Here is a 17,608-nt window from a genome sequence, read left to right as displayed (position 1 = left end):
TGATGCTCGTGAATTAAACTTCGTAATGAATTACGTATGTTCACTCAGAGACTTGGTATTCATTTATTGTCCGAAGACATTAAGAATCCATGTCACTTTGAGTGCCCACACAGATTGTCTGATAAATTGTTAAAGAGCAGTGCAACGCGGCTTTCGCTCATCGTTGCGAGGTGGCGTATATTACGCTTTCCTCTTTCAGAGTCAACCCGTTATTTCAGGATTTTTTCTCTTCAACCGAACCGCTTGTTGTGTGAAGTGATTCACATCCGCCGTGTCGATGGAGGCGCATTATAGGGGGCCGCCGAGGAATGACAAGCGGAAAAATGCATTTTTATTTCAACCGCTCATCTTTTCACCAGAAAGGCTATTTTTGGTGCCTTTTAATCTCTTTTGGCAGCTCGGCCAGACTATTAATTACCCAATCCGCCGCATTCTCAGCTTCTGGCGTCACAGGCTTGCCGGTGCGCACTAATATTTTGGTCCCTACACCCGCTGCTGCAGCTGCCTGCATATCTTCCAGTTTATCGCCCACCATATAAGAAGCCGCCATATCAATGTGCAGGAACTCCTGCGCAGAGATGAACATCCCCGGATGCGGCTTACGGCAATCACAGGTCTGACGATATTCTTCTACGGTTCCCTGTGGGTGATGCGGACAATAGTAGATACCATCGAGATCCACACCGCGGTCGGCCAGTGACCAGTCCATCCATTCCGTCAGCGTCTCAAACTGCGCTTCGGTAAATTTACCGCGTGCAATACCGGACTGGTTCGTCACCACCACCAGCGCATAGCCCATCTCTTTCAGCTGGCGCATGGCATCTATTACGCCCTCGATAAACTCGAACTCATCAATCTCATGGACATAACCGTGATCCACATTAATAGTGCCGTCACGATCGAGGAAAATTGCGGGTACTGATTTTGCCACCGGTTTGCTCCTGAAAAAGGCATGTTCGACTAGTATCTCATGAATCGCAGCGCAATAAAGTGCTCATCGTACAGAGTTGGATTGATTTAGACGTCTGGATGCCTTAACATCCGTTTTGTTTACGGTCATCACCCGTATCTGGCAGAAGAAAATGCCACGGCTAACTTACATACGATAAAAATAATCTAATGATTAAACTTTCCAATATCACCAAAGTGTTCCAGCAGGGGAACCGAACCATTCAGGCGCTGAACAACGTCAGCCTGCATGTTCCTGCTGGTCAAATTTATGGCGTCATTGGCGCATCGGGTGCAGGTAAAAGCACGCTGATCCGTTGTGTTAACCTGCTTGAGCGCCCAACCCAGGGCAGCGTAGAAGTTGGCGGCCAGGAACTTACCGCCCTTTCAGAGAAAGAACTCACCAAAGCGCGTCGTCAGATTGGCATGATTTTCCAGCACTTTAACCTGCTGGCCTCCCGCACCGTGTTCGGCAACGTTGCCTTACCGCTTGAGCTGGATAACACGCCGAAAGAAGAAGTGAAGCGTCGCGTCACCGAACTGCTCGACCTCGTGGGTCTGGGCGACAAACATGATAGCTACCCGGCAAATCTGTCCGGTGGGCAAAAACAACGTGTGGCCATTGCCCGCGCGCTGGCAAGCAATCCTAAGGTACTGCTGTGCGATGAAGCCACCAGCGCACTGGATCCGGCAACCACGCGTTCGATTCTGGAACTGCTGAAGGACATTAATCGTCGCCTGGGCCTGACGATCCTCCTTATTACGCACGAGATGGATGTGGTGAAACGCATCTGTGACTGCGTGGCGGTCATCAGCAACGGTGAACTGATCGAGCAGGACACGGTAAGTGAAGTGTTCTCGCATCCGAAAACCCCGCTGGCGCAGCAGTTCATCCAGTCCACGCTGCATCTGGATATTCCGGAAGACTATCTGGAGCGCTTGAAAACCGAACCCGCTGCTGACAGCGTCCCGATGCTGCGCATGGAGTTCACCGGTCAGTCCGTTGATGCCCCCCTGCTTTCCGAAACCGCACGTCGCTTTAACGTGAACAACAACATCATCAGCGCGCAGATGGATTACGCCGGTGGCGTTAAGTTCGGCATCATGCTGACAGAAATGCACGGCACACAAGAAGAAACCCAGGCAGCCATTGCCTGGCTGCAAGAACATCACGTAAAAGTAGAGGTACTGGGTTATGTCTGAGCCGATGATGTGGCTGCTGGTTCGCGGCGTTTGGGAAACGCTGGCAATGACCTTTGTCTCTGGCTTCTTTGGTTTTGTGATTGGCCTGCCGGTCGGCGTGTTGCTGTACGTGACGCGTCCGGGTCAAATCATTGAGAACGCGAAGCTGTACCGTACGCTCTCTGCGCTGGTGAACATCTTCCGTTCTATCCCGTTCATTATTTTACTGGTGTGGATGATTCCGTTTACCCGCGTGATCGTCGGAACGTCTATCGGTCTGCAGGCGGCGATCGTTCCGCTGACCGTTGGCGCTGCGCCGTTTATCGCCCGTATGGTGGAAAACGCCCTGCTGGAAATCCCAACCGGTTTGATCGAAGCTTCCCGTGCGATGGGTGCCACGCCGATGCAGATCGTCCGCAAGGTTCTGCTGCCGGAGGCACTGCCAGGGCTGGTGAATGCGGCAACCATTACGCTTATCACCCTGGTCGGTTATTCGGCGATGGGCGGTGCCGTAGGCGCGGGCGGTTTAGGTCAGATTGGTTACCAGTACGGCTATATTGGATATAACGCGACCGTGATGAATACCGTTCTGGTATTGCTGGTTGTTCTGGTTTACTTAATCCAGTTCTCTGGCGATCGCATCGTCCGGGCTGTTACGCATAAATAACGTTACACACAACACAAACTCTACGAGTTAAGGATAAAACATGGCGTTTAAATTAAAGACCTTCGCAGCAGTAGGCGCGCTGATCGGCTCTCTGGCACTGGTGGGTTGCGGTCAGGACGAAAAGGATCCAAACCACATTAAAGTGGGCGTTATCGTGGGTGCAGAACAGCAGGTTGCGGAAGTTGCTCAGAAAGTGGCAAAAGAGAAGTATGGCCTGGACGTGGAGCTGGTGACCTTCAACGATTACGTTCTGCCGAACGAAGCGCTGAGCAAAGGCGATATCGACGCCAACGCCTTCCAGCATAAGCCATACCTGGACCAGCAGATCAAAGATCGTGGTTATAAACTGGTGGGTGTCGGTAACACCTTCGTTTATCCGATTGCCGGTTACTCTAAGAAAATTAAATCACTGGACGAACTGCAGCCGGGTTCTCAGGTTGCCGTGCCTAACGACCCAACTAACCTTGGTCGTTCCCTGCTGCTGCTGCAGAAAGTGGGCCTGATCAAACTGAAAGACGGTGTTGGCCTGCTGCCAACCGTTCTGGACGTCACCGAGAACCCGAAAAATCTGAAAATCGTTGAACTGGAAGCACCGCAGCTGCCACGTTCTCTGGACGATGCGCAGATTGCTCTGGCCGTTATCAACACCACGTACGCCAGCCAGATTGGCCTGACGCCAGCCAAAGACGGTATCTTCGTTGAAGATAAAGACTCCCCGTACGTTAACCTGATCGTGACTCGCGAAGACAACAAGGACGCGGAAAACGTGAAGAAATTCGTTCAGGCCTATCAGTCAGACGAAGTTTACCAGGAAGCCAACAAAGTGTTTAACGGCGGCGCTGTTAAAGGCTGGTAATCTCACCTCAGTGTAATATCATCAGGACGGGCTTATGCCCGTCTTGTCATTTGTGCAGTCAACTGATTCAATATCTGACGTTTTGATTATCCATTGAGGAAATATTATGCGTGCTTTACCGATCTGTCTTTTAGCACTCATGCTGAGCGGCTGTTCTATGCTAAGCAGATCTCCCGTTGAACCTGTTCAAAGCACGGCAACCCCGCCAAAGACCGAGCCTGCGAAACCGAAAGTGGTTCGCCCTGCGCCGGTTCGCATTATCACGAAAGCGGACGAACTCGTCGGTAAACCGTTCCGTGAACTGGGCGAAGTGAGCGGCGAATCCTGTCAGGCGACCAATCAGGACTCACCACCGAATATTCCGACTGCGCGTAAACGCATGCAGATTAATGCCGCAAAAATGAAAGCTAACGCGGTCCTGCTGCACAGCTGTGAAGTCACCAGCGGCACGCCGGGCTGCTACCGTCAGGCGGTGTGCATCGGTTCTGCGCTGAACATCACGGCGAAATGAGTGCATTTCAGTTCGAGCAGATAGGCGTTATCCACTCTCCTTATAAAGAGAAGTTCGCCGTCCCCCGCCAGCCCGGTCTTGTCACCAGCGGACGCGGTGAGCTTCACCTGATTCCGCCTTACAATCAGGCCGATGCGGTACGCGGGCTCGAGGCGTTCAGCCATCTGTGGGTGGTGTTCGTGTTTCACCAGACGATGGAAGGCGGCTGGCGTCCTACCGTGCGTCCTCCTCGTCTTGGCGGCAATGCGAGAATGGGGGTGTTTGCGACGCGCTCGACCTTTCGTCCAAACCCGGTTGGCATGTCGCTGGTTGAACTGAAAGGCATACGCTGCCAGAAAGATCAGGTGATACTTGAGTTAGGTAGCCTGGACCTGGTCGACGGCACGCCGGTGATCGACATCAAACCCTATTTACCCTTCGCCGAAGCCCTTCCGGACGCGCGTGCAAGCTATGCCCAGGACGCACCACAGGCGGATATGCCGGTGTATTTTACCCCTGAGCTCGCCTCGCAGCTCGATCAACTGGAGAAACGCTATCCTCGCTTACGGGATTTCATCACCGAAGTGCTGGCACAGGACCCACGTCCGGCCTACCGTAAAGAAGAGGAAGCGGGAAAAACGTACGCCGTCTGGCTGCTGGATTTTAACGTTCGCTGGCGCGTCACCGGGGCAGGTTTTGAAGTGTTTGCCCTGGAACCCAGGTAATTTTGTTCTCCTCTCTTTTGGCATCTTTGCCACACTGGTAAACTAAACCACTTTTTTTGTGTCAGGCTGGTGTTTCAGCCTGTTCCAATCGTCGAAATGGAACCGTAACAACATGCGTACTAGCCAATATCTGCTCTCCACTCTGAAGGAGACGCCTGCCGACGCCGAAGTGATCAGCCATCAGCTGATGCTGCGCGCCGGGATGATCCGCAAGCTGGCCTCCGGGTTATACACCTGGCTGCCGACCGGCGTGCGCGTCCTGAAAAAAGTCGAAAACATCGTGCGTGAAGAGATGAACAACGCCGGTGCTATCGAGGTGTCCATGCCTGTGGTTCAGCCCGCTGACCTGTGGCAGGAGAGTGGCCGTTGGGAACAATATGGCCCTGAACTGCTGCGCTTCGTCGATCGCGGCGAGCGTCCGTTCGTTCTCGGCCCAACGCATGAAGAAGTCATTACCGACCTGATTCGTAATGAGCTGAGCTCTTACAAACAGCTGCCGCTGAACTTCTTCCAGATCCAGACCAAGTTCCGTGACGAAGTTCGCCCACGTTTCGGCGTCATGCGCTCTCGCGAATTCCTGATGAAAGATGCCTACTCTTTCCATACCTCTCAGGAATCCCTGCAAGAGACGTACGACGCAATGTACGCGGCATACAGCAAAATCTTCTCCCGCATGGGTCTGGACTTCCGCGCTGTGCAGGCTGATACCGGCTCCATCGGCGGTAGCGCATCCCATGAATTCCAGGTTCTGGCGCAGAGCGGTGAAGACGATGTGATCTTCTCTGACTCCTCTGATTACGCCGCGAACATCGAATTTGCAGAAGCGCTGGCACCAAAAGAACCGCGTGCTGCGGCAACGCAAGAGATGACGCTGGTTGATACGCCAAACGCGAAAACCATTGCCGAGCTGGTTGAGCAGTTCAACCTGCCAATCGAAAAAACCGTTAAGACCCTGCTGGTGAAATCCACCGAAGGGAGCGCTTACCCGCTGGTTGCCCTGCTGGTGCGTGGCGATCACGAGCTGAACGAAGTGAAAGCCGAGAAGCTGCCGCAGGTCGCCAGCCCGCTGACGTTCGCCACTGAAGCGGAAATCCGCGCCGTGGTCAATGCTGGGCCAGGTTCTCTCGGTCCGGTGAATATGCCGGTGCCTGTTGTTATTGACCGCACGGTAGCCGCGATGAGCGACTTCTCCGCTGGTGCGAACATCGACGGTAAACACTACTTCGGCATCAACTGGGATCGCGACGTGGCGACGCCGGAAGTGGCTGACATCCGTAACGTGGTCGCAGGCGACCCAAGCCCGGACGGTCAGGGTACCCTGATGATCAAGCGCGGTATCGAAGTGGGTCACATCTTCCAGCTGGGCGATAAATACTCGCGCGCGCTGAACGCCGCCGTTCAGGGTGAAGATGGCCGTAACCAGATCCTGACCATGGGTTGCTACGGTATCGGGGTGACGCGCGTGGTAGCTGCGGCGATTGAGCAGAACTACGACGAGCGCGGCATCGTCTGGCCGGACAACATCGCGCCGTTCCAGGTCGCTATTCTGCCAATGAACATGCACAAGTCTTACCGCGTGCAGGAGCTGGCCGAGAAGCTGTATGCCGAGCTGCGTGCGCAGGGTATCGAAGTGCTGATGGATGACCGTAAAGAGCGTCCGGGCGTGATGTTTGCCGATATGGAACTGATCGGTATCCCACACACCGTCGTGATCGGCGACCGTAACCTCGACAGCGACGAGATTGAATACAAATACCGTCGTAGTGGCGAAAAACAGATGATCAAGACCGGCGACATTCTTGATTACCTGGTGAAAGCCATCAAAGGCTAAACAAAAAACCCCGCTCAGGCGGGGTTTTTTAATGGCGCTACGTCAGCTTATTTGCTGTTACAGTCTTTGCCCGCAATAAATTTCGCGTCTTTGTCCGCCACCAGCGTTTTCACCATCTCTCCGCTATCCGGGTTTGGCTCCAGCGTAAAGTGACCGTCCACCGTCAGCAATATCGGCTTGCTGTCATTGCCGCGCGCCACAGCGTAATCACGCTCAAGCTGGGCATTGTTTGCCACGCTAACCTTCTTGCCGGTTGCGCAGTCGGTAAAGATCGCCGCATCCGCCATATAGAAGTACATCCCGCGCATTGCCATCGGCGTCGCGGGCAGAGCCGCTTTCACCGGTGCCAGCGTGTAGTTGAACTGGGATTCAATAGGATTACCTTCTCGGTCGAGCATCTCCATGCTGTCACCTTTAGGGCGGAACCAGGTTTTCTCGCCGGAGGTATCGGTGAGGACAAGTTTCTCCGCCGTACGCGCCCATGTTCCATAAGTCGCAAAAGAAGAAGGCTCTTTCCCGCCCTGATAGCGCTGATTCATCACCCAGGTGCCGTCTTTTTGCAGGAACAGGGACGTTTCAATGCCTTCACAGTCCGCGCAAGGCAATACGCCGCGCCAGCTCTGCTGCATTGGTTTTAATTCTTCCGTTTGCGTGGGTTGCAAAACCTGCGTTTCTGAACGGTTGTTACACCCGAAAAGCGCAAACAGCGTACTCACTGCCAGCGCTGACCATAATGCTTTTTTCACAATGAATTCCTTATGAAATTTGTGTTCCCTTTCGTCACTCTGTCGGGCGACGAACTTTACCGCGTAATGCTTTCACTGTGGATTTTTGGGCCTTCGAGGACAGCCGACGCTCTTTCGATGCGCGGGTTGGCCGCGTTGCCCGGCGGCTTTTTTGCACTGCCGTTAATTCTTTGATGACCGCCACCAGCCTGGCGATCGCCGCTTCCCGGTTGAGCTCCTGGCTGCGGTATTCCTGGGCTTTGATCACCATCACGCCATCGCTGGTGATGAGGTGATGGCTGGCAGCAAGCAGACTTTCTTTATAATACTCTGGCAGGCTTGAGGCCCGAATGTCAAAACGCAAATGGATAGCCGTTGAGGCCTTGTTGACGTGCTGCCCACCGGCCCCCTGAGCACGGATGGCGGTGATCTCCAGCTCGTTGTCCGGAATGCTGACGTTTCGGGACAAGACGATCATGAGGCCGGTTGCCACGCCGTTAAATGAATTTCCAGATTATTCTGAGAATCAGAAAGCCAGATGGCACCGTCCTGAATCGTCGCCTGCAACACCATGGTCCGGCTGGCAAAGTCACTCAGCTGCGCCAGTTGCTCATCATCCAGATACCAGACGGTGAAATTTTTATACTGTCCGCACTTGCTCTTGTTTTGCTGCCACCAAATCTCCGCAGCGCGCTGATTATACGCGAATAAGGCCACTTCAGCGGACTGAGTGCAAGCCTTCTTAATTCTGCGCTCGTCCGGCAGTCCAAGTTCGATCCACAAATCGATACCCAGATGATCGTTGCGCAGCCAGGCTTCTGGCTCGTCTTCTGCGCTTAACCCACGGGTAAATTGCAGACGCTCGTCAGCGTATTTAATCCACGCCAGCAGGCGCAGCATCATACGTTCCTGGGTTTCGGAGGGGTGGCGTGCCAGCGTCAGCGAGGCGTCCAGGAACTGGTTGCGATCAAGATCGGCCACATTGACCACTGCTTTATATATTGTCGCTTTCAGCGCCATGAGAGAACTCCATTCGAATCAGGCGCTCATTGTAGCGAAAACCGCGGCAAAAGGCTGTTGTAGGGTGATAAATACACCGCTATCAAGGCGCTGATATTGCTTAAATGAGTATGGTATAGTCACCTTGCTAAACCGAGTTTATCTTCGTAGGCTTAATGATATCTCACAGTAAGTCAGTGCGCTGGCGGGAGGGGATGTGAATAATTATTGTGAGTTAATTCGCAAACGGTATGCGGAAATCGCCAGCGGAGATCTGGGGTATGTCCCGGACGCGTTGGGCTGTGTATTGAAAGTGCTTAATGAAGTGGCCTCTGATGAGAGCCTTTCAGAGTCGGTCAGGGAAAAAGCAGCGTATGCTGCGGCGAATTTACTGGTGAGCGATTATGTCGATGAATGATACTTATCAACCCATCAATTGTGATGACTATGACAACCTCGAACTCGCCTGCCAGCATCATTTATTACTGACGCTGGAGCTAAAAGATGGCGAAGTGTTGAAGGCGAAAGCCAACGATCTGGTTTCACGTAAGAACGTGGAATACCTGATAGTGGAAGATGCCGGTGCGACGCGTGAGCTGCGTCTGGATAAAATAGCCAGCTTCAGCCACCCGCAAATCGGCACCGTCGTGGTGAGCGAATCCTGATGACACTAACGGGCAGCCAGGCTGCCCGTTACGCTTTCTGCCACTCAAACCTGACCCCGTCTTCCGCCCATCCCGCTTCCGTGATGAAACCCCCTGCCGCAGCAATCAACGTTTCACCATAGAACAGCAGCGGCGTGGAGTCGCGCAGCCACGGCGGTACGTTGCACTCCTGCCAGATTTTCTTCAGCTTGCGTCCCCCGTTGCGCCCGACAATATGCAGCATGCCGCCAGCCTTAAAGCGTACCGTTACCGGTTCACCGGGCTTCGGCAGCCGCACATGACCAGACGGTATGAGGGAGACACGTCCTGCCTCAGCGGGCAATATCAGCGGAAGCTCAGGAGAAAGCCAGTCGAGCACCACATCGGTCAGGCAGGGCGTTGATTTTACCCACCAGAGTTCCCCTTTATAGCGTCTTACGTCAAAACCGTTCAGGTGGACGCGCGGGGAAGCATCGTCCCGCGCCAGGGCAACCTCGTCCCAGATACGGCTCAGCATCGCCCGCGACGGCATCGCAGCGTAATGAGAGGCCAGCCAGCGTCGTAGCAGCGCGGCGCGACGTACCGGGCTCATCGCTGTCAGCGGTGCAATGGCCAGCGCCCCGTCTTTAGAAATCAGTTCAGCCAGCTCGTCACTCAATAGCTCGTCCAGCAGCGTTTCCTGTTCGGCACACAGCATAGCGCTTCTTGCCGTCGCGTCGGCGAAATGCGGCCAGCGCTCGCTCAATAGCGGGAGGACGCGCAGACGCAGAAAGTTACGATCATACCCGTCATCCTGGTTGCTCTCATCTTCAATCCAGCTCAGCTGATGTTCTCGCGCCCAGGCTTCAAGCGAGGCGCGCGTCTCGCCAAGCAGCGGACGCAGTAACGTTGTGCCGGCAAATGCCGAACGCGCCGGCATGGCAGAAAGCCCCGCCGGTCCGCTTCCCCGCTTAAGCGCCAGCAGAAAGGTTTCACACTGATCGTCCAGGTGCTGGGCCGTGACCAGGGCTTCTCCTGTACGCAATGCCCCGGCAAAGGCGGCATATCGGGCTTTACGCGCCTGCGCCTCGATGCCCAGCCCTTCCTCTACCAGCGTGACGCGCTCGACGAGTAGCGGGATCGCCCATGCCGCACACAAGGCTTCGCAGTGCGCCACCCACTCCTCTGCGTGAGGACTTAATCCGTGATGAATATGCATCGCCCGCAGCTGGACGTCAGGCTCCTGGTCGCGCCAGCGCTTAAGGCGATGGAGCAGAACGGTGGAATCCAGGCCACCGCTAAACCCCACCAGCAGCTGGCGGTACGGTGAAACGGCGTGTGCGATAGCGGGTAAGGTCATAGGGAATTACACATAAAAAATGCCCGAACTGAGCGGGCATTATCACACAGGACGAAGATTACTGCTGATAAAGCTCCAGCGGCAGGCCGTCCGGGTCGTTGAAAAAGGTAAAGCGCTTGTCGGTGAACGGATCGACGCGGATCGCTTCACACGTCACGCCGTGCGCTTCCAGATGTTTTACTGCGCTATCCAGATCATCGACGCTGAAGGCAAGATGGCGCAGGCCGCAGGCTTCCGGGCGGGACGGACGCGCAGGCGGAAAAGGAAAAGAGAACAGTTCAATCACATACTGCCCGTTTAACGCCAGATCGCCCTTCCAGGAGTCGCGCTCTTCGCGGTAGGCCTCGCTCATGAGCGTAAAGCCCAGAATGTCGCAGTAGAAGGCCTTACTTTTCGCGTAATCGGTCGCAATGATCGCAATATGATGAACAGCTTTTAAACCCAGCATAGCTTCTCCTTTTTATGATGCCTGAACGTTACAACCGAAAACCCGCACCTTGCAAGCGGTCACCCTTATTTTAGGACTCGCACCCAGTAAACGCCGTTCTCATCGCGCTTCGCACCGTGAATATCCGTCTCAAAACCGGGATAGTGACGCCCTACCGAACAGAGCATCAGCAGGAAATCGAGCACGGCCCGACTCTCCTCGGTAATCATCTCTCCTGGCATCAGGAGCGGAACGCCCGGCGGGTAAGGCAGGATCATGTTGGCCGATACGCGCCCGACCAGATTTTCCAGCTCAACGGTTTCGACCTCCCCTTTCACCTGGCGCTGCCAAGCCTTGTGCGGGGTTAATTTCATCTCCGGTAAGACATCGAACGCCTGAAGCATCAGACGCGGCAGATTGTGCTGGCGGATCAATCTGTGGATCCCCTGGGCCAGATCCTGAATGCGCATATTACGGTAGAAGTCGGGATCCTCCGCGTAGAGATCCGGCAGCATGTTCTTCACCCGCAGGTTAAGATCGTAGGCGCGCTTAAACTCCATCAGACCGCGCAACAACCCCATCGCCCGCGTTTTATCAATACCAATACTGAACAGGAACAGCAGGTTATAGGGCCCGGTCTTCTCTACCACCACGCCACGTTCATCAAGGAATTTCGCGACCAGCGCGGCCGGAATACCTTCTTCACTCATCTTGCCCTGCTCATCCATGCCCGGCGTCAGGATTGTTACTTTTACCGGGTCGAGGAACATATGGTCGCTATCTGCATCCCGGAAGCCATGCCAGTCTTCGCCGGGCGAGACGGGCCAGCACTCCGCCTCATCAATCTCTTCCGGCTGCCAGATATCAAAGAACCAGCCGTCGGCTTCATCTTTCAGCCGCTGAACCTCTTTGCGGAAATGCAGCGCGCGCTCCACCGAACGGTTGATGAGACGTTTGCCCGGGTTGCCGCGCAGCATCGCCGCGGCCGTTTCAATAGAGGCCACCAGCGGATAGCTCGGTGAAGTGGTAGTGTGCATCATAAAGGCTTCGTTGAACGTGTCTTCGTCGTACTCACCTTTGATGTGGATAAGCGAAGCCTGGGAAAACGCCGCCAGCATTTTGTGCGTCGACTGCGTTTCGAAGAACACTTTACCCGGCACGCGTTCACCGCTCATGCCGCTTTTACCCGCGTATATCGGGTGGAAGTTGGTATACGGTACCCATGCGGAATCAAAGTGGATAGACGGTACGTCCAGCGCCTTTTTGATCCAGTCTGTATTGTACAGCAGACCGTCATAGGTCGAGTTGGTGATCACCGCATGGACGGGCCAGCCTGCGCCAGGCACTGACGCGACCTTGCTTTCAATGGCTTCATGCGTGAACTCCCGGCGCGGAATGCCGCCAAGGATACCGAGCGCGTTACGCGTGGGTGACAGCCAGAGCGGTACGACGTCGCTCATCATCAGCAGGTGCGCCAGCGATTTATGGCAGTTACGGTCAATCAGCAGGGTGCTGCCCGCCGGCGCGGCGTACATCCCGACGATTTTGTTCGAGGTCGAGGTGCCGTTGGTCACCATATAGCTCTGCTCTGCGCCAAAGGTGCGGGCGATATACTCTTCGGCTTCCAGATGCGGGCCGGTGTGATCCAGCAGAGAGCCTAATTCGGTGACTGAAATCGACACGTCCGCTTTCAGCGTGTTGCCACCAAAGAAATCATAGAACAGGCAGCCCACCGGGCTTTTTTGATAAGCCGTACCCGCCATATGACCCGGCGTACAGAAGGTATATTTCCCCTCCTTTACGTAGGTGAAAAGCGCCCGGGTAAACGGTGGCGTAATGTTATCGAGATATTCATTCGTGTATTGCTGAATTCGGGTCGCAATATCGTCCGCCACGCCGAGGGAATATTCAAAGAACCACAGCGCCATACGCATATCATTGGCGCTGACGTCCATGGTGGAGTGGGTATTAATAAACGCGTACAGCGGGAGGTATTCGTTCAGCTTGTTGATGTCGCTGCACAGTTCGAGATCATATTCATCCCAGTCGAAGATCACGCCGCAGATACGTGGGTTATGCTCGATGAACTTCAGCAGGTCGGCGCTGTTGTGCGGCCAGATTAGCTGATACCCGCGCGACTGCAGGGATTGCTCCAGCTCCTTAATCGGCTCATCTTTATAAAAGACGCCGTGTGGCCCCATAACGGCAATGATATTCATGGGCTTCCTCCTTAAAAAACATTAGCTAAGCATAGTCCGGCTAAACCGCAGGTATAAAAAAAGCCGCAACAGTGTGCGGCTTTTCAGATAATTGTGAAGCTTACGCGTAACCGTAGGTCATCAGACGCTGGTAACGGCGGTTGAGCAGATCCTCTTTGCTCAGCACGTCCAGATCCGCCAGGTCAGCCAGCAGCTGCGCTTTCAGAGAAGCCGCCATCACTTCCGGCTTACGATGTGCACCACCCAGCGGTTCCGGGATGATGGAATCGATCAGCTTAAGCTCTTTCAGGCGTGGCGCAATGATGCCCATTGCTTCTGCAGCCAGCGGTGCTTTGTCGGCGCTTTTCCACAGAATGGACGCGCAGCCTTCAGGGGAGATAACGGAATAGGTGCTGTACTGCAGCATATTCACTTTATCGCCCACGCCAATCGCCAGCGCACCGCCGGAACCACCCTCGCCAATAACGGTACAGATGACCGGCACCTTCAGACGAGACATCTCGCGCAGGTTGCGCGCGATGGCTTCAGACTGACCGCGCTCTTCCGCGCCCACGCCAGGGTAGGCACCCGGGGTATCGATGAAGGTGATGATTGGCATGTTGAAACGCTCAGCCATCTCCATCAGACGCAGGGCTTTGCGGTAGCCTTCTGGGGCTGGCATACCAAAGTTACGACGGATTTTCTCTTTGGTTTCACGGCCTTTCTGATGACCAATGATCATCACCGGGCGTCCGTCCAGACGCGCGATACCGCCAACGATAGCTTTATCGTCAGCGTATGCGCGATCGCCTGCCAGTTCGTCAAATTCGTCAAACGCCAGGCGGACATAATCCAGGGTGTACGGACGCTGTGGATGGCGAGCCAGCTGGGCCACCTGCCATGCGCCGAGATCGGCAAAGATTTTGCGCGTCAGCTCTACGCTTTTCTCGCGCAGACGATGCACTTCTTCGTCGATGTTAATATCCAGTTTTTCATCCTGACGGCTTACCGCTGTCAGAGAATCGATTTTCGCTTCCAGCTCAGCAATCGGCTGTTCGAAATCAAGGAAATTCAGACTCATAGTATTCCTGTATTAGTCAAACTCCAGTTCCACCTGCTCCGAACCAATGAGGCCACGGAGATCGTTCAGTAAACGATCGCTCGGAGAGACACGCCACGTTGCACCAAAGCGCAACCGCGCGCGTGCATCCGCCCTCTGATAGTAGAGATGTACTGGAATTGTCCCCGAGCGGTGGGGTTCCAGAGACTGACGGAGTCGGTTTAAAAGCTGGTCATCAATTTGCCTGTCCGTCAGCGAGATAGCAAGCCCGCGAGCATATTTTTCCCGGGCTTCGTCAATGTCCATCACTTCGCGGGCGGTCATTTTAAGCCCCCCACTGAAGTCATCAAAGCTGACCTGTCCGCTGACGATAAGTATGCGGTCTTTTTCCAGCAATTGCTGGTATTTATCCAGCGCGTCGGTGAACAACATCACCTCCAGACGCCCGGAACGGTCATCCAACGTACAGATGCCGATACGATTGCCGCGCTTGGTGACCATAACCCTTGCAGCAATCACGAGCCCCGCAGCCGTGGTGATTTTACCACGTTCTGTCGGATGCATGTCTTTAAGCCTGTGGCCGCCGACATAGCGCTCAATTTCTTTGATGTACTGGTTGATCGGGTGCCCCGTCAGGTACAAGCCTAACGTCTCACGCTCCCCATCCAGTACCACCTGTTCAGGCCACGGCTGGCAGTTGGAGTAAGATTGCTCGATCTGCTCCGGCTCTTCCGCCAGCACCCCGAACATATCCGCCTGACCAATGGCTTCCGCTTTTGCATGCTGATCCGCCGCTTTCAGCGCATCGCCGAGGGAATTCATCAGCGCGGCGCGGTGCGGCCCCAGCCGGTCAAACGCGCCGGACATGATCAGTTTTTCCAGCACGCGACGGTTCAGTTTTTTGGTATCGGTGCGGGCGCAAAGATCGAACAGCTCGCGGAAATACCCGCCGTTGTTACGCGCTTCGATGATCGCCTCGATCGGACCTTCACCCACGCCTTTGATCGCGCCGATCCCGTAAACGATCTCCCCGTCGTCATTGACGTGGAAGTGGTAGAGCCCTGAGTTAATGTCCGGCGGCAGGATCTTAAGCCCCATGCGCCAGCACTCGTCCACCAGGCCCACCACCTTCTCGGTGTTATCCATATCGGCCGTCATTACCGCCGCCATAAATTCAGCAGGATAGTGCGCTTTCAGCCACAGCGTTTGGTACGACACCAAAGCATAGGCGGCGGAGTGGGATTTGTTAAATCCGTACCCGGCGAATTTCTCAACCAGGTCAAAGATCTTAATCGCCAGTTCACCATCAACGCCGTTTTTTCTCGCGCCTTCTTCGAAAGTACCTCGCTGCTTGGCCATCTCTTCCGGCTTTTTCTTACCCATCGCACGACGCAGCATGTCCGCGCCGCCGAGGGTATAGCCGGAAAGCACCTGGGCGATCTGCATAACTTGTTCCTGGTACAGGATGATGCCGTAGGTGGGCTCCAGCACCGGCTTCAGGCTTTCGTGCTGCCACTGAACGTCCGGGTAGGAAATCTCTTCGCGCCCGTGCTTACGGTCGATAAAGTTATCTACCATCCCTGACTGTAGCGGGCCCGGACGGAACAGGGCTACCAGCGCGATCATATCTTCGAAGCAGTCGGGCTGCAGGCGCTTAATCAGATCTTTCATGCCGCGCGATTCCAGCTGGAAGACGGCGGTGGTCTCCGAGCGCTGCAGCATGTCGAAACTTTTCTTGTCATCCAGCGGGATGGCCGCGATATCCAACGGCGGCTCGCCGTTCTTCTCGCGGCGGGCGTTGATCATCTCCAGCGCCCAGTTAATGATGGTCAACGTACGCAGACCAAGGAAGTCGAACTTCACCAGCCCGGCGTATTCTACGTCGTTCTTATCGAACTGGGTAACCGGGTGCTGGCCCGCTTCGTCGCAGTAGAGCGGCGCAAAGTCGGTAATTTTGGTCGGGGCGATAACCACGCCCCCCGCATGCTTACCGGCGTTACGCGTGACGCCTTCCAGCTTGCGCGCCATGTCGATCAGCGCTTTGACTTCTTCGTCCGCTTCGTAGATTTCCGGCAGCTGTGGTTCAGCCTCAAAGGCTTTTGCCAGCGTCATGCCTGGATCGGGCGGTACCAGTTTAGAGATGCGATCGACAAACCCGTACGGGTGGCCCAGCACGCGGCCGACGTCACGGATAACCGCTTTCGCCGCCATCGTACCGAACGTAATAATCTGCGATACCGCATCACGGCCGTACATATCGGCGACGTGCTCGATCACCTGGTCACGTTTCTCCATGCAGAAGTCGACGTCAAAGTCGGGCATGGAAACACGTTCCGGGTTGAGGAAACGTTCGAACAGCAGGTCGAATTCCAGCGGATCGAGGTCGGTAATTTTAAGCGCATAGGCCACAAGCGACCCAGCACCGGAGCCTCGGCCCGGTCCGACCGGTACGCCGTTATCCTTCGACCACTGGATAAACTCCATGACGATCAGGAAGTAGCCCGGGAAGCCCATCTGGTTGATCACCTGGAGTTCAATATCCAGGCGTTCATCGTACGGCGGCCGCTTCTCTTTGCGAACGGCCTCATCCGGGAACAGAAACTCCAGACGCTCTTCCAGACCTTCTTTTGATTTTGCGACCAGGAAATCTTCCGTGGTCATGTCTCCTGTCGGGAACTGCGGCAGGAAGTACTCGCCAAGGCGGACGGTAACGTTACAGCGCTTTGCAATCTCTACGCTGTTTTCCAGCGCTTCCGGGATATCGGAGAAGAGCTCACACATCTCCTCTTCGCTGCGCATGTACTGCTGCGATGAGTAGTTGCGCGGTCGTTTAGGATCGTCCAGCGTGAAGCCATCGTGGATCGCCACGCGAATTTCGTGCGCGTCAAAATCCCCGGGCTCAAGGAACCGCACATCGTTGGTAGCCACCACGGGCAACCCACGCTCTTCTGCAAGTGCCACAGCGGCATGAAGATAGTTCTCTTCGTCCTGACGGCCGGTGCGGATCAGCTCCAGATAATAACGATCCGGGAAATACTCTTCATAGAACGAGAGGCATTGATCCACCAGCGCGCTATTGCCGCGCAGCAGGCATTTGCCGACATCGCCCATACGGCCGCCGGAGATCAGCAGCAGCCCTTCGTTCAGCTCAGCCAGCCAGTCACGGTCGATCCACGGCCCCAGCGCACCGTATCCACGCTGGTAGGCTTTTGAGATAAGCAGAGTGAGGTTTTGATAGCCCGTGTTGTTCATCGCCAGCACGGAGATTTGCGTCATTTCATCGCCGATGAGATCGCTCTGCACATGAAAATCTGCGCCAACGATAGGCTTCATCCCCGCGCCATGCGCCGTTCCGTAGAACTTCACCAGGCCACACAGGTTGGTAAAATCGGTTATCGCCAGCGCGGGCATGCCAAGGGAGGCCGCCTTTTTTACCAGCGGCCCGGTCTTCGCCAGCCCATCGATCATGGAGTAGTCGCTATGCACCCGCAGGTGTACGAAACGTGGTTCAGCCATC

General features: G+C 55.1%; 17 protein-coding genes. 8 read left to right on the top strand and 9 right to left on the bottom strand.

The genetic code is table 11. From position 1 onward, the window contains the following. Nucleotides 1-364: 364 nt before the first annotated feature. Nucleotides 365-931 carry a D-glycero-beta-D-manno-heptose 1,7-bisphosphate 7-phosphatase gene (gmhB, locus tag AC0TOY_RS21290; protein WP_395299814.1) on the bottom strand — a complete coding sequence of 189 codons (567 nt, stop codon included), beginning with the start codon at nt 929-931 and terminating at the stop codon, nt 365-367. Between the two features lie 188 nt (nt 932-1,119). On the opposite strand from gmhB, the gene metN reads away from it, so the two are divergent. The 6 genes from metN (at nt 1,120) to proS (ending at nt 6,699) form a co-directional block, all read left to right on the top strand. After that, nucleotides 1,120-2,151 carry a methionine ABC transporter ATP-binding protein MetN gene (gene metN, locus AC0TOY_RS21285; RefSeq protein ID WP_023310475.1) on the top strand — a complete coding sequence of 344 codons (1,032 nt, stop codon included), beginning with the start codon at nt 1,120-1,122 and terminating at the stop codon, nt 2,149-2,151. Then, complete coding sequence (locus AC0TOY_RS21280; RefSeq protein ID WP_003856130.1) at nt 2,144-2,797, top strand: methionine ABC transporter permease MetI; 654 nt, start codon at nt 2,144-2,146, stop codon at nt 2,795-2,797. Before metN ends, AC0TOY_RS21280 begins: the two co-directional genes overlap by 8 nt. Nucleotides 2,798-2,837: 40 nt before the next feature. Beyond that, on the top strand, nt 2,838-3,653 hold the full coding sequence (gene metQ / locus AC0TOY_RS21275; RefSeq protein WP_014168729.1) for a methionine ABC transporter substrate-binding lipoprotein MetQ: 816 nt from the start codon (nt 2,838-2,840) through the stop codon (nt 3,651-3,653). Between the two features lie 106 nt (nt 3,654-3,759). Further along, complete coding sequence (rcsF, locus tag AC0TOY_RS21270; protein WP_008501883.1) at nt 3,760-4,164, top strand: Rcs stress response system protein RcsF; 405 nt, start codon at nt 3,760-3,762, stop codon at nt 4,162-4,164. Further along, the gene (gene tsaA, locus AC0TOY_RS21265; RefSeq protein ID WP_473722506.1) at nt 4,161-4,868 is read left to right on the top strand and encodes a tRNA (N6-threonylcarbamoyladenosine(37)-N6)-methyltransferase TrmO; all 708 of its coding nucleotides are present in this window, start codon (nt 4,161-4,163) and stop codon (nt 4,866-4,868) included. Before rcsF ends, tsaA begins: the two co-directional genes overlap by 4 nt. A 112-nt stretch (nt 4,869-4,980) precedes the next feature. After that, nucleotides 4,981-6,699, top strand: a complete 1,719-nt coding sequence (proS, locus tag AC0TOY_RS21260) for a proline--tRNA ligase (protein WP_048028425.1) — start codon at nt 4,981-4,983, stop codon at nt 6,697-6,699. Nucleotides 6,700-6,746: 47 nt separating this feature from the next. Here the strand turns inward: proS and nlpE are convergent, their stop codons facing one another. From nlpE to AC0TOY_RS21245, 3 genes are read right to left on the bottom strand one after another with little or no spacing between them, the layout of a single operon-like run. After that, nucleotides 6,747-7,445, bottom strand: coding sequence for an envelope stress response activation lipoprotein NlpE (gene nlpE / locus AC0TOY_RS21255; protein ID WP_048028427.1), 699 nt, complete (start codon nt 7,443-7,445; stop codon nt 6,747-6,749). Between the two features lie 34 nt (nt 7,446-7,479). Beyond that, the gene (arfB, locus tag AC0TOY_RS21250; RefSeq protein WP_028018285.1) at nt 7,480-7,902 is read right to left on the bottom strand and encodes an alternative ribosome rescue aminoacyl-tRNA hydrolase ArfB; all 423 of its coding nucleotides are present in this window, start codon (nt 7,900-7,902) and stop codon (nt 7,480-7,482) included. Beyond that, nucleotides 7,899-8,444 carry a YaeQ family protein gene (locus AC0TOY_RS21245; protein WP_196365526.1) on the bottom strand — a complete coding sequence of 182 codons (546 nt, stop codon included), beginning with the start codon at nt 8,442-8,444 and terminating at the stop codon, nt 7,899-7,901. Before AC0TOY_RS21245 ends, arfB begins: the two co-directional genes overlap by 4 nt. 196 nt (nt 8,445-8,640) lie before the next feature. Between AC0TOY_RS21245 and AC0TOY_RS21240 the strand changes: the two genes are divergently transcribed. Together AC0TOY_RS21240 and rof are read left to right on the top strand one after the other, a co-directional pair. Further along, nucleotides 8,641-8,841, top strand: a complete 201-nt coding sequence (locus tag AC0TOY_RS21240; RefSeq protein ID WP_008501889.1) for a YaeP family protein — start codon at nt 8,641-8,643, stop codon at nt 8,839-8,841. Further along, the gene (gene rof / locus AC0TOY_RS21235) at nt 8,828-9,088 is read left to right on the top strand and encodes a Rho-binding antiterminator (protein ID WP_024907532.1); all 261 of its coding nucleotides are present in this window, start codon (nt 8,828-8,830) and stop codon (nt 9,086-9,088) included. The genes AC0TOY_RS21240 and rof overlap by 14 nt, the downstream gene beginning before the upstream one ends. Before the next feature lie 28 nt (nt 9,089-9,116). Here the strand turns inward: rof and tilS are convergent, their stop codons facing one another. The 5 genes from tilS to dnaE all read right to left on the bottom strand — a co-directional run bounded on the left by tilS (nt 9,117) and on the right by dnaE (nt 17,607). Then, the gene (tilS, locus tag AC0TOY_RS21230) at nt 9,117-10,406 is read right to left on the bottom strand and encodes a tRNA lysidine(34) synthetase TilS (RefSeq protein WP_473722503.1); all 1,290 of its coding nucleotides are present in this window, start codon (nt 10,404-10,406) and stop codon (nt 9,117-9,119) included. Between the two features lie 58 nt (nt 10,407-10,464). Continuing rightward, the gene (locus tag AC0TOY_RS21225; RefSeq protein ID WP_023334583.1) at nt 10,465-10,854 is read right to left on the bottom strand and encodes a VOC family protein; all 390 of its coding nucleotides are present in this window, start codon (nt 10,852-10,854) and stop codon (nt 10,465-10,467) included. A gap of 65 nt (nt 10,855-10,919) precedes the next feature. Beyond that, nucleotides 10,920-13,052, bottom strand: coding sequence for a lysine decarboxylase LdcC (locus AC0TOY_RS21220; RefSeq protein ID WP_473722502.1), 2,133 nt, complete (start codon nt 13,050-13,052; stop codon nt 10,920-10,922). Nucleotides 13,053-13,152: 100 nt separating this feature from the next. Next, nucleotides 13,153-14,112 carry an acetyl-CoA carboxylase carboxyl transferase subunit alpha gene (accA, locus tag AC0TOY_RS21215; RefSeq protein WP_008501895.1) on the bottom strand — a complete coding sequence of 320 codons (960 nt, stop codon included), beginning with the start codon at nt 14,110-14,112 and terminating at the stop codon, nt 13,153-13,155. Between the two features lie 12 nt (nt 14,113-14,124). Continuing rightward, nucleotides 14,125-17,607: a DNA polymerase III subunit alpha gene (gene dnaE / locus AC0TOY_RS21210; protein WP_024907529.1), complete on the bottom strand. Its 3,483-nt coding sequence runs from the start codon at nt 17,605-17,607 to the stop codon at nt 14,125-14,127. Nucleotide 17,608: the final 1 nt, after the last annotated feature.

This window comes from Enterobacter sp. PL_is379, assembly GCF_055817355.1.
Note: the sequence above shows the minus strand (reverse complement) of the source record. Positions and strands in the feature narration are given on the sequence as shown.

Bases quoted from the DNA above. Each gene is read 5' to 3' on its own strand.
- accA (WP_008501895.1), bottom strand. From the start codon at position 14,112: ATGAGTCTGAATTTCCTTGATTTCGAACAGCCGATTGCTGAGCTGGAA.
- proS (WP_048028425.1), top strand. From the start codon at position 4,981: ATGCGTACTAGCCAATATCTGCTCTCCACTCTGAAGGAGACGCCTGCC.
- metN (WP_023310475.1), top strand. From the start codon at position 1,120: ATGATTAAACTTTCCAATATCACCAAAGTGTTCCAGCAGGGGAACCGA.
- rof (WP_024907532.1), top strand. From the start codon at position 8,828: ATGTCGATGAATGATACTTATCAACCCATCAATTGTGATGACTATGAC.
- AC0TOY_RS21225 (WP_023334583.1), bottom strand. From the start codon at position 10,854: ATGCTGGGTTTAAAAGCTGTTCATCATATTGCGATCATTGCGACCGAT.
- tilS (WP_473722503.1), bottom strand. From the start codon at position 10,406: ATGACCTTACCCGCTATCGCACACGCCGTTTCACCGTACCGCCAGCTG.
- AC0TOY_RS21280 (WP_003856130.1), top strand. From the start codon at position 2,144: ATGTCTGAGCCGATGATGTGGCTGCTGGTTCGCGGCGTTTGGGAAACG.
- arfB (WP_028018285.1), bottom strand. From the start codon at position 7,902: ATGATCGTCTTGTCCCGAAACGTCAGCATTCCGGACAACGAGCTGGAG.
- dnaE (WP_024907529.1), bottom strand. From the start codon at position 17,607: ATGGCTGAACCACGTTTCGTACACCTGCGGGTGCATAGCGACTACTCC.
- AC0TOY_RS21220 (WP_473722502.1), bottom strand. From the start codon at position 13,052: ATGAATATCATTGCCGTTATGGGGCCACACGGCGTCTTTTATAAAGAT.
- tsaA (WP_473722506.1), top strand. From the start codon at position 4,161: ATGAGTGCATTTCAGTTCGAGCAGATAGGCGTTATCCACTCTCCTTAT.
- AC0TOY_RS21245 (WP_196365526.1), bottom strand. From the start codon at position 8,444: ATGGCGCTGAAAGCGACAATATATAAAGCAGTGGTCAATGTGGCCGAT.
- metQ (WP_014168729.1), top strand. From the start codon at position 2,838: ATGGCGTTTAAATTAAAGACCTTCGCAGCAGTAGGCGCGCTGATCGGC.
- rcsF (WP_008501883.1), top strand. From the start codon at position 3,760: ATGCGTGCTTTACCGATCTGTCTTTTAGCACTCATGCTGAGCGGCTGT.